This window comes from Actinobacillus vicugnae (assembly GCF_901687125.1).
In the GTDB taxonomy this organism is placed as follows: domain Bacteria; phylum Pseudomonadota; class Gammaproteobacteria; order Enterobacterales; family Pasteurellaceae; genus Actinobacillus; species Actinobacillus vicugnae.
In genome coordinates, this window is the sequence record NZ_CABFJY010000026.1 from 1 (window position 1) to 11,726 (window position 11,726).

The 11,726-nt window shown below is 36.7% G+C and carries 8 protein-coding genes and 1 pseudogene; all 9 read right to left on the reverse strand.

What is annotated here, in order from left to right:
- Positions 1-1,546, reverse strand: a pseudogene (locus F8M47_RS07120) (RHS repeat protein); the annotation flags it as partial.
- A 30-nt stretch (positions 1,547-1,576) separates the two neighbouring features.
- Complete coding sequence (locus tag F8M47_RS07125) at positions 1,577-1,867, reverse strand: hypothetical protein (RefSeq protein ID WP_150539436.1); 291 nt, start codon at positions 1,865-1,867, stop codon at positions 1,577-1,579.
- A gap of 24 nt (positions 1,868-1,891) precedes the next feature.
- The gene (locus tag F8M47_RS07130) at positions 1,892-5,641 is read right to left on the reverse strand and encodes an RHS repeat domain-containing protein (RefSeq protein WP_150539437.1); all 3,750 of its coding nucleotides are present in this window, start codon (positions 5,639-5,641) and stop codon (positions 1,892-1,894) included.
- A gap of 161 nt (positions 5,642-5,802) precedes the next feature.
- On the reverse strand, positions 5,803-6,327 hold the full coding sequence (locus F8M47_RS07135) for a hypothetical protein (RefSeq protein ID WP_150539438.1): 525 nt from the start codon (positions 6,325-6,327) through the stop codon (positions 5,803-5,805).
- A complete protein-coding gene (locus F8M47_RS07140) occupies positions 6,320-7,597 on the reverse strand; it encodes a lysozyme family protein (RefSeq protein ID WP_150539439.1) in 1,278 nt (425 codons plus the stop codon). The genes F8M47_RS07135 and F8M47_RS07140 overlap by 8 nt, the downstream gene beginning before the upstream one ends.
- Before the next feature lie 161 nt (positions 7,598-7,758).
- A complete protein-coding gene (locus F8M47_RS07145) occupies positions 7,759-8,541 on the reverse strand; it encodes a hypothetical protein (RefSeq protein ID WP_150539440.1) in 783 nt (260 codons plus the stop codon).
- Between the two features lie 2 nt (positions 8,542-8,543).
- Positions 8,544-9,803 (reverse strand): glycoside hydrolase family 19 protein, encoded by a 1,260-nt coding sequence (locus F8M47_RS12280; RefSeq protein WP_244298083.1) that lies wholly within the window; start codon positions 9,801-9,803, stop codon positions 8,544-8,546.
- A 237-nt stretch (positions 9,804-10,040) separates the two neighbouring features.
- The gene (locus F8M47_RS07155; RefSeq protein ID WP_150539441.1) at positions 10,041-10,886 is read right to left on the reverse strand and encodes a tetratricopeptide repeat protein; all 846 of its coding nucleotides are present in this window, start codon (positions 10,884-10,886) and stop codon (positions 10,041-10,043) included.
- A gap of 1 nt (position 10,887) precedes the next feature.
- Positions 10,888-11,726: N-acetylmuramidase family protein (locus tag F8M47_RS07160; protein ID WP_150539442.1), on the reverse strand; the 839-nt coding region annotated here is incomplete at its 5' end.

Consider the following 11,726-nt stretch of genomic DNA (forward strand, 5'->3'; position numbering starts at 1 on the left):
GCGGATAATAATTTTCCGTTTTAACTAAATTACCAACATTATCATAACTATATTTACGATTAATTTTCGGCACAAAATTGCCGATGTCGTTTTGAACTTGTTGCGCAATTAATCTGCCTACAGGGTCAAACTCAAATTGCGAAATTAACGCGCCTTGAGTACGGCTAATTTCACGGTGCAAGTGGTCGCGCTCGATTTCCGTTACTAATGTTTCGTTAATTTTAATTGCACTTAAATGCCCTGTTCCATAATAAAAATAACCGATTCTATCGCTCGTCGGCAATACTAATTTTGTGCGATTGCCATTTGCATCATATTCGTATTTCAAGGTTTGTGCGTTATTGCCATTTCGGGCGGCCTGCTTCGTCAATTTGCCCGCTTTGTCATAGCTAAATTGTAGCTGATATTGACCACTTTCCACTTGCACAATTTTCCCTGATTTATCATATTGATAGCGCGTGCGCGTATTTTGACTGCCTTGCTGAATATGTTGCTCAAGTAGTTGCCCGAGTTGATTGCGCTTAAACTCCGTTACGCGTAGCGGTTGCGGATTGCTCGCATTTGGGCTTCCCGCCGTCAAAATGCCGTACTCAAACTGTTTCACTAATTCGCCGTTTGGATTGTATTCGTACGTGGTAACTTTGTCATCAAATCCGCTTTCTTGCGTCAACTGGTCCAGCTCGTTGTAGTGGAACTGGTAAACCGCTTGGTTTTCATTAATTAACGCAGTGAGTCGTCTGGCATTATCATAACGATACTGGAAAGTCTGCCCAAGCGCATTGGTGCGTTGGGTTGGCAAGCTGTCTAGGCTGTATTGGTATTCGGTTTTATTGCCTTTCGGGTCGATATAGGCGATTAGGCGGTTTGCCCTGTCATACTCGTATTGCGTTTTACTGTTGTCAGGCAGGATTGTGGCAATCAAGTTGTGATTGCCGTCGTACTCATAGCTTGTGCTATTGCCCAGTGGGTCGGTTTGTTTGGTCAGTTGTCCCCATTCGTTGTAATCGAAAGTGGTTTTATTGCCCGAACAATCCACCGTTTGGCACAGTTGGTTGTTGGCGTTGTAGTCAAATTGAGTGGCATTACCTAACGGGTCTTTGACCGCAGTGAGTAAACCTTTGTCGTTGTAGTCAAAGCTGGTTTCTTGCTCAAGTGCGTTGATTTGACGGATAAGATTGCCTTGTTCATTGTATTCAAAGCGGTTCATTATGCCGTTGGCATCGGTTTGCGCCACCAGGTTGCCATTATTGTCGTACAGCGAATGCACCATCACGTTATCAGGGCGGGGGATTTTGCTCACTTGCCCTTGGTTGGTGTATTCAAAATAAGTGGTATTGCCCGCGCGGTCGGTTTGGCTCAGTATTCTGCCGAGGTTATCACGCTCAAGCTCAATAGCACTGCCGTCTGCGAACACTTGTTTTGTCAGCTCTTGATGTTCGTCAAAATAATAAGTTTCGGTGCGATTGAGGGTATCGGTAACCGTGGTGTAAGTCGGAAAATACACAAATCGCCAATCTTCGCCGAGGTTGGTTTTATTGTGTAACACCTGATCCGTGTGATGACATATAATTATAAATTAAAATAATTTACTCTTATTAATTACGACATAGTCACCATAATTGACATATCTTTTATTTTCACCTACAAAAACCTCATAAACAAAGTTAGTTTTTACATCAATCAACCTATTAACTTTTACATATTCTCCTTTATTCAAGCTCATGCAATTATCACATTTCTCAATTCCTAAAGCTTCATCTAATGAAAGGAAATATGGAGTATCGCTCAAAGAAACTAGATAAACATTTTTTTCATAGAAAAAATAAAATACTATTGAAAATAGTAATACATATAAAATATTTTTCATTTTATTACCTGCTAATATTGATTTTTATTTAGACATACTTGAAATAGGATTACTTTGATACCAATGCCTATCTGGTCCTTTATAAATTACTTTCCCTTTTGAATATTCAGACATATGCAATTCATTACCAATAGGAACAGGTCGCATAGAGTATGTTATTCTTTTTCCTAATACTTCAGCTAAGCATTCTTCATGAGGATCGCCACAATTATTTATAGCAAAATTATATGAACTACGTTCTCTTTTGTAACATTGTTCCAATTTATCTTCTTGTTCTTTAGTTAAATCCATGATTATACCAACGCCTGAACGAAACTCTGTTTGTTTGTTAGCATAAGTATTCGCTGATTTAACTGTATCCCACCCCTTAGGTCCCCAAGAATAATTAGTTCCATTTACATTTGATGATACATGCCCAAAAGATGATGCTCCCCAACCAACAGGTTCCCAAATTATTATCTCTGTATATAAACCTAATGGATCTCTCCAGTTTTGAACATTATCCCCAAGTCGATATAAATTCTCTCCACCAGCAAGCCCAATCGGATCTTGATTAATAAACCGCCCTAAAATCGGATCATAATAGCGGAAGAAGTTATAATGCAAACCAGTTTCTTCATCAAAATACTGGTTTTGAAGTCTGAATGGTTGGTGAGCTGTGTGATTTTCACGGTTAGGTTTAAGCTGACCCCACGCGTAATAATTTCCACGCCAAATTATATTGCCTTGACTATCCGTCATTTCACGAGGTACACCAATTTGATCACAGTGGAAATAATTAACTACTTGCTCGCCGTTTTCCGTGTAAACTTGCGCCAAAGGCTCATAACTGTTCGGGTGGCTATAAATATAATTATAAGTGCGGTCGGTTTTGTGATCGATTTCTTGCACTAAATGCGAGCCGTCCCATACGAACTCCGTGGTTAAAAATTTCTTATTTTCTGACCGCACTTGTGTTTTGGAAATTCGTCTGCCCAGTGGGTCGTAACCATATTCCCAAACTTCAGGTTTATGGTAACGTGAATAGATTTCAGCACGAATCAATTGATTTTGCAGGTCATAAGAAAGTAATTGATATTCGGTTTCACTTTCTTGAATTCTAATCGTATTGCCGAATGTATCATATTCGTACTTAATTCCGTCAAATGATGACACACGGTTGTTTTTAACGATTTCATCAGTTTTATCAATAATATTATGTGCAGGGTCAAAGTTGAAAATCTCTTTGTCCGCTTTTGCAATTCTGCCTAATTCGTCATAAATATATTGATTAATTTCAGGCGGTGTTAATTGATGTTTGGTCTCTGTTGTTACCAAATTACCTAATTTATCGTAACCATAAGTGCGGTTAATTTTCGGCGCAAAACTGCCGATTTCATTTTGGGTTTGTTGTGAGATTAATCTGCCCACAGGGTCGAGTTGATACTGGCTAATGAGTGTTCCTTGAGTACGACTAATCTCGCGATGTAAGTGGTCGCGTTCAATTTCAGTGATTAACTGTTCATTGAATTTTATGGCGGTCAAATGCCCCGTGCCGTAGTAAAGATAGGAAAGGCGTTCGCTATTCGGCAACGTCAATTTGGTGCGATTGCCGTTAGCGTCATATTCATATTTTAACGTCTGTGTTTGGTGATGATTTCGAGCACTTTGTTTTATCATTCTGCCGATTTTATCATAACTAAAGTGAAGCTGATGTTGTCCGCTTTCAACTGTAGTTAGATTACCCGCTTTGTCGTATCCGTAGCGGGTGTGCAAGTGTCGTTCACCCTGTTGAATATGTTGCTCAAGCAGTTGCCCGAGTTGATTGCGCTTAAACTCCGTTACGCGTAGCGGTTGCGGATTTGGTTTGTTAGTTGTCAAAATGCCATACTCAAACTGTTTCACCAATTCGCCGTTTGGATTGTACTGGTAAGTGGTGACTTTGTCATCAAATCCGTTTTCTTGCGTCAGCTGGTCCAGCTCGTTGTAGTAGAACTGGTAAACGGCTTGGTTTTCATTGATTAACGCAGTGAGTCGTCTGGCATTGTCATAACGATACTGGAAAGTCTGCCCAAGCGCATTAGTGCGTTGGGTTGGCAGGCTGTCGAGGCTGTATTGGTACTGGGTTTTATTGCCTTTCGGGTCGATATGACGAATTAAGCGGTTTGCCTTGTCGTACTCATATTGATTTTTGCTATTGTCAGGTAGAATTGTGGCAATCAAGTTGTGATTGCCGTCGTACTCATAACTTGTGCTGTTGCCGAGCGGGTCGGTTTGTTTGGTGAGTTGTCCCCATTCGTTGTAATCGAAGTTTGTTTTATTGCCCGAGCAATCCACCGTTTGGCACAGTTGGTTGTTGGCGTTGTAGTCAAATTGCGTACTGTTGCCTAACGGGTCTTTCACGCTTGTGAGCAAGCCCTTGTCGTTATAGTCAAAGGTCGTTTCTTGCTCTAACGCATTGAGTTGACGAATTAGGTTGCCTTGTTCATTGTATTCAAAGCGGTTCATTATGCCGTTGGCATCGGTTTGCGCCACCAGGTTGCCATTATTGTCGTACAGCGAATGCACCATCACGTTATCAGGGCGGGTGATTTTGCTCACTTGCCCTTGATGAGTGTATTCAAAATAAGTACTGTTGCCCGCCCGGTCGGTTTGGCTCAGTATTCTGCCGAGATTGTCGCGTTCCAATTCGATAGCCGAACCGTCGGCAAACACCTGTTTGGTGAGTTCTTGGTGCTCATCAAAGTAATAAGTTTCCGTGCGGTTGAGATTATCCGTTACCGTGGTGTAAGTCGGAAAATACGCAAATCGCCAATCTTCGCCGAGGTTGGTTTTATTACGAAGCACTTTACCTTGCGGGCGGTAATCGCTGTATTCGTATTCCGACACCAAGCCTGCGCTGTCCGTATGGCGGGTCATGATATGATTTTGATAAGTGAAAGTGCGCACAATCTCATTTTGGCTGTTGCGTACCTCAATTAAATCACCCTGGTCGTTATAACCATAGGAAACCAAGATTTGTCTTTCTTCACTTTGTTCAGTCGGTGCAGTCGCAGAAAGGGCGTTAAGGTCAATCTCTTCCAAAGGCTGTTTTAACCATGACACCGCACTTAATCGCCAATCGTTGATTGTGTCAATATGGGTGAAATGTAATTGGAATATCCGACCATTGCCATCAATAATGGCTTTGGGTAAATTTTGCGTGTTGTTGTCGTAAATAAACTGTTGGCGGTTGCCGTAATTGTCTTGGATTTCATTCAGTGCAAAACGGTTTTCATTAATTTTTCTGCACTTTTTTATCTTGTGTACATATTTTTCAAACACTTCGCATACCGACCGAAAATCTTCACTACGCCCTTTTTTCCATTCGTTCCGATGTTTTACCACTACACCCATTAATCTTCTTTGCTGTATCTGATTTAGCGACAATCTATCCAATTTCCCCGCTTCAAATTGGGCTGTTTCACTGTCTTGAGCTAAGTCTAACTCTCTCAATACCTTTTCAAATAATGGACTGAGCTTTTCCTTTTCCGTTTGTTCCAGAGGGCTGTCTGGGTCGAGATTCTGATGTATGCCGTTTTTAAAAATACTTATGCCGTCCGTTTGTTGGTCAAACACATCCACTCCTTCAAACAGTATCCCGTGTGTTACATGACTATCATCAACATAAATCCCTACATCACTTTTCCTGTCGTGTAAGTATGGTTGAATGTTGTAGTAAGTCCGCTGTTTGGCATTTTTATCTTGTGGATTGTCACTCACTGTCAGCTTCTCTACTTCCGACAAGGGGAGCATTATCTCCACTTAGCAAGCGGTCACTTTTGCCCTAATTTTCGCAAATTTTTTCACAGTTCTAACCGCTTGTTATATAAAATTTATAAAAAATTAACCGCACTTTGAGGCATTTGAGTTTATCTCAAAAGTGCGGTCAATTTTCATAGCATTTTGATTAACGATTATTTCTCTTTCAAATCAACATCTTCTGCCTTTATCCACATATTAATATTTTTTTTACCTTTGTAATTGATGAAGTACCATTTTTGGTTAGACTCATCGATTTTCTCTTCCAAAATGGTTACCTTATTTCCTCTAACCAAATATATCTTAGTTATTTGGTTTGGTATTTTATATAAAAAAACTTTTTCAGAGACTATCACTCCTTCTCTAGTTTCTTTACCAAATTTAAGTTGAAGCTCATTTTTTTCTTTTGTAAGCAGTTCTTGAATGCATAGCAATTTCTCAATATTAGCTTCCTTTCCTGGATAAACTTCACTAAAACGCTCTTGACAAATTTCTGAACTATTTAATGCATAAATTCTATCTGAAATTAACTTTCTTATTTCATTTTCTATTTTTGCATTAGTTATTACAATGCAATTTTCAATTTCATTTGTTTGAATGCTTTCTGGATTGAAAATATTTTCAGCATTTACTGAACTGCAGATAAAAAAACCTGATAATACCACTATAATTTTATTCATAACAATTACACTCTAATCCTTGTTTAAAAAACACAGCCTCTTTATCTCTTCTTATTAATAATCCTCGAGTATCTGGATTATGGAGCCAGAGCCTTTTCATTCCCATAATTTCTTCTGGGATTTGTTCATAATTCTCACTTTTTAAATGATTTTGTATATTTCGCATCTCTATTCTTCTCTCTCCTTTTAACCCATTTCCACGATTATACACAATGGATAGTAATGCTCCTTGACAATGAGGGTGCAATTTTATGACTTCCGACCATATATCAAATGTAGATTGAGCATATCTAGCTTTAGAAATAGCACTCAATTTTATTGCTGTCTCTTTTGATGTCGCTATTTTTGAAACTATAGGTAAAGCAGATTTTGCTTTTTGTGCTTTCAAACCAGAAACACTTTGTAATAGCTTAATTTCATCAGCTGAATAAAGACCAGATAAATCTTTAGCTATTTGTGAGCTATTTTGCTGTCCTAGATCGTAGCCATAACCGATAGTAATACCACTGTCAACACCCGGAACATAAGGATATTTTTCATATCCCTCCGTTTGCAATATAAACTCAAGGGTATCTTTTGAAACAATATAATAATCACCATTATTTAACTTGAATTTAATGACCTCTGTTTTGCAATTCTCAGGACAGCTACCAGCCAACCACCCCACCAATCCCAACGGGTGAAAATAATACGCATCTTTACTCGTGCTAAACTGCCCAACTTCCAGCCCTATCTCTAAATTACTTGCGCGTTGTTTAACCCAGTCCGATTCCGCTTGTTGCCCATATTTTTCAAACACTTCGCATACCGCACGAAAATCTTCACTACGCCCTTTTTTCCATTCGTTCCGATGTTTTACCACTACACCCATTAATCTTCTTTGCTGTATCTGATGTAGCGACAATCTATCCAATTTCCCCGCTTCAAATTGGGTTGTTTCACCGTCTTGAGCTAAGTCTAACTCTCCCAATACCTTTTCAAATAACGGACTGAGCTTTTCCTTTTCCGTTTGTTCCAGAGGGCTGTCTGGGTCGAGGTTCTGATGAATGCCGTTTTTGAAAATACTTATGCCGTCCGTTTGTTGGTCAAACACATCCACTCCTTCAAACAGTATCCCGTGCGTCACATGGCTGTTATCAACATAAATCCCTACACCGCTTTTCGTGCCGTGTAAGTACGGTTGAATATTATAGTAAGTCCGTTGTTTGGCATTTTTATCTTTCGGATTGTCACTCACCGTCAGCTTCTCTACTTCCGACAAGGGGAGCATTATCTCCACTTAGCAAGCGGTCACTTTTGCCCTAATTTTCGCAAATTTTTTCACAGTTCTAACCGCTTGTTATATAAAATTTATAAAAAATTAACCGCACTTTGAAGCGTTTGAGTTTATCTCCAAAGTGCGGTTATTTTTTATCGTATTTTGATTAATGATTATTTATCTTTCAAATCAACATCTTCTGCCTTTATCCACATATTAATGTCTTTTTTTCCTTTGTAGTTGATGAAGTACCACCTTTGGTTAGTGTTATCAGTTTGTTCATCTAATATAGTAACTTTATCTCCTTTAATAAGATAACTGGCTGTTGCCACATTTGGTTTTTTATTTAAATAAACTTTTGTATTTACGATAGGTTGTAATTCATCATTATTAAAAAAAACCTTTGATGTGATAATGTTTCCTTTATCGTCATATTTTCTAATAAGTTCAGCCCCCTCTTTTATAAAGCTATTTTTTTTGCAAAGATATAATTTATTCTTGTAACAATATTCAAGAGTAGCAATATTATGATTTTCATCTAAATAAATATAAGTTTTCTTTTGAGATTCAGAAACATCATACCCTTTGAATTCACCAAACTCTCCCAAAAGAGGATGTCTTTCTATTTTGTTACAATTAATTTTAATTGCTATATAATTAACCACATGATTAGGATCTTTATCACTATTTATAACAATTTCTTTCTTTTTATCAAAATCCATATCAATAAACTTTATATCTTTATCAATAGATTTATGCCCCAAAAGCTCCTCAGAAAAAATAACTTTATTGGTTCCTTTTTTCAATATTCTCAAATTTGAAATTTCTTCTCCTTCGGATTCTGTATAATTCTGAATATCAATAAAAATATTATTTTCTGACAAACACTCACTTGCAAATGAATTCATAGACAAGAGAAAATATAATATTGTAACTAGAAAAACTTTATTTTTCATAATTAAACCCCTAGTGCCTCACGCGCTATTTTAGTCCTTTCAATTCTTTTTCCCATATGATTAGGCTCTGAAGATTTATCTAAATAGTACGGATTTTTTTGTTTCTTCCGACCGTTCACTTTTACAGATACCCAATAGTAATCATCTGACTTCACATATTTCTGTATAGCACTACTTTTCTCACCAATAAACCAATACCAAAAACCTGCTAATACATTAAGCTCTAAATTGCTAGCCACTTGATCTGCATTTAAGGTTGATGACGTCACATCTAAATTCTCATATCCCTGAAAATGTTCCTTAGCATATTTCTGAAATTTTGTGTAATTATATCTGCCAGTCAATTGAATTAGTCCTCGTCCCTTAAATCTAGCCCCATCTCCTGATTGGATATTCCCTAGGTCACTTCTTCCTTCATAGTTCTTAGTAAAATAACTATCGCTACCTTGTTCCCATTTATATAAAAGATCTTCTGTTTCTACAGAAACTTGTCCAAGAAAAAATGCTAAACTTTTTATGTCATTTACTCCAAAGATACAAATTGCCCGATTAATTGGACCATGATAATCATCAATCTCTTTTTTCTTTGCAGATTTAAAAATCTTCATTAACATTTCTTTCGTTAGAAGTTCTTTACAAGTTTTTGCCAACCACCCCACCAATCCCAACGGGTGAAAATAATACGCCTCTTTACTCGTGCTAAACTGCCCGATCTCCAGCCCTATCTCTAAATTACTTGCGCGTTGTTTAACCCAGTCCGATTCCGCTTGTTGCCCATATTTTTCAAACACTTCGCATACCGCACGAAAATCCTCACTACGCCCTTTTTTCCATTCGTTCCGATGTTTTACCACTACGCCCGTTAATCTTCTTTGCTGTATCTGATTTAGCGACAATCTATCCAATTTCCCCGCTTCAAATTGGGCTGTTTCACTGTCTTGAGCTAAGTCTAACTCTCTCAATACCTTTTCAAATAACGGACTGAGCTTTTCCTTTTCCGTTTGTTCCAGAGGGCTGTCTGGGTCGAGATTCTGATGTATGCCGTTTTTAAAAATACTTATGCCGTCCGTTTGTTGGTCAAACACATCCACTCCTTCAAACAGTATCCCGTGCGTTTTATATGGCTGATCAACATAAATCCCTACATCACTTTTCCTGCCGTGTAAATATGGCTGAATATTGTAGTAAGTCCGTTGTTTGGCATTTTTATCTTTCGGATTGTCACTCACCGTCAGCTTTTCTACTTCCGACAAGGGGAGCATTATCTCCACTTAGCAAGCGGTCACTTTTGCCCTAATTTTCGCAAATTTTTTCACAGTTCTAACCGCTTGTTATATAAAATTTATAAAAAATTAACCGCACTTTGAAGCGTTTGAGTTTATCTCCAAAGTGCGGTTATTTTTCATCGTATTTTGATTAACGATTATTTTTCTTTCAAATCAACATCTTCTGCCTTTATCCACATATTAATGTCTTTTTATATCATACACCTATGATAACTACTCATTAGTAACTCTATCAATTACTCTCTTGGGTATCTTATCTCTCTTTCCATTATGCTCAATTTTATTAATATATATTTTATACATTAATATAGCCTTGTTTTTTTCTCCCTCTTTCCAATAAAGATCTCCTAAATTAAGATAAGCAACAATTCTATTAGGAAATTCACTGATAACTTTTTTCAACAAAAATTCAGCCACCCCTCTACTTTCTTTATTACTAGATTCACCTAAATAAAAAGCAATATTGTTATATCTAGTAACCGTTTTTACACTTAATGGAAATCGCTTAAGATACCAATCTAACCTTGTTCTATCAATTTCTAATAAAAGCATATCATTGTTTCTGATTGATAATAAATAGTTTTCCAAGTCATACAGTGAATTATCTAACATATAAAATGTTTCACATCTACCATTCTGTTTATTATCAGCTAATACATACTCATAATTCTTAATGTCTTTATTTATTACAAATTCACAAACCTCTTTTTTTACATCGAAATCATCTTTAGCTACGCTAGTGGTTATTAGCCTTTCAATTAAAAAAATATCCTTATTGTTTTTAATATAAAACTCCTCATAAAATCTTGAAGAAAACAGATCTATTTCAAGAATATAATAATTATCATTATTATTTAAAGATAACTCGGATTGAGATAAACTTACTTCTCCCTCTTTCTCTTTTTTCTTTAAATTTCTAAAGAAATCAATTCTATCCATCACTTTTCCATTTTTATAAATTTCCAATACATATTCACTATTAAGATTTAATGACATATTATTACTAAATGAGACTTCACTTAGTAAACAGGAAATTATAATCAATACTAATTTATACATCTTATCCTCCAATTTTAGAAGCTATATATTTATTATATGCACTCTTCATTTTTATATCATATTGGTTTTTACTATAATCAGGTCCATTATATATACGTGCAATTCTAGCCCAATCCTTAGATTTCATCGCTGGAATAATGCTAGGTGCAACTTTCTTAAGATAATTTTTAAAATAAACAAATTGTTGAAGATCACATAAATGCATAGCTCTTTCAAATTCTGATGGAGAAACATATCCACCTTTATCATAATAAATTCCCATAACTTGAAACCGTCCCCAAGAACAACTCTTTATTGCAGAATAATTATCTATTTTCTTAGCTTTTTCTAACCTTGTGTATTGATATAATGATGTCCCATATTTTTCAGACATACGTTTATTAATGATATCTTGATCTTCATTAACTAATTTAGTTAAATGTTCAGTAGAATAATTTTTTTCATCTCGCAATAATCTATACATATAATGTCTTTCATATAGAATTTTTGCTTTGCGAACACCATTAACATTAATAAATCCTTCTCCTCTTGATTCGACTTCAGCAACAGCTTTAAGAACTTCTTTTTCTACACCTAATTCTTTGGCTAATAATTCATAATGCTCTTCTAATACAGGTGTTCCTTGACCATCACAAGGAGATGACATCAAATTTTGAGCATAACAAAAGCACTCTTTATTTTGTACGCTTAGTAACCCCACCAATCCCAACGGATGAAAATAATACGCCTCTTTACTCGTGCTAAACTGCCCAACTTCCAGCCCTATCTCTAAATTACTTGCGCGTTGTTTAACCCAGTCCGATTCCGCTTGTTGCCCATATTTTTCAAACACTTCGCATA

What these genes read in the sequence shown, in the direction of transcription:
- F8M47_RS07125 (WP_150539436.1), bottom strand. Translation starts at nt 1,867, where the DNA reads ATGAAAAATATTTTATATGTATTACTATTTTCAATAGTATTTTATTTT.
- F8M47_RS07130 (WP_150539437.1), bottom strand. Translation starts at nt 5,641, where the DNA reads ATGCTCCCCTTGTCGGAAGTAGAGAAGCTGACAGTGAGTGACAATCCA.
- F8M47_RS07135 (WP_150539438.1), bottom strand. Translation starts at nt 6,327, where the DNA reads ATGAATAAAATTATAGTGGTATTATCAGGTTTTTTTATCTGCAGTTCA.
- F8M47_RS07140 (WP_150539439.1), bottom strand. Translation starts at nt 7,597, where the DNA reads ATGCTCCCCTTGTCGGAAGTAGAGAAGCTGACGGTGAGTGACAATCCG.
- F8M47_RS07145 (WP_150539440.1), bottom strand. Translation starts at nt 8,541, where the DNA reads ATGAAAAATAAAGTTTTTCTAGTTACAATATTATATTTTCTCTTGTCT.
- F8M47_RS12280 (WP_244298083.1), bottom strand. Translation starts at nt 9,803, where the DNA reads ATGCTCCCCTTGTCGGAAGTAGAAAAGCTGACGGTGAGTGACAATCCG.
- F8M47_RS07155 (WP_150539441.1), bottom strand. Translation starts at nt 10,886, where the DNA reads ATGTATAAATTAGTATTGATTATAATTTCCTGTTTACTAAGTGAAGTC.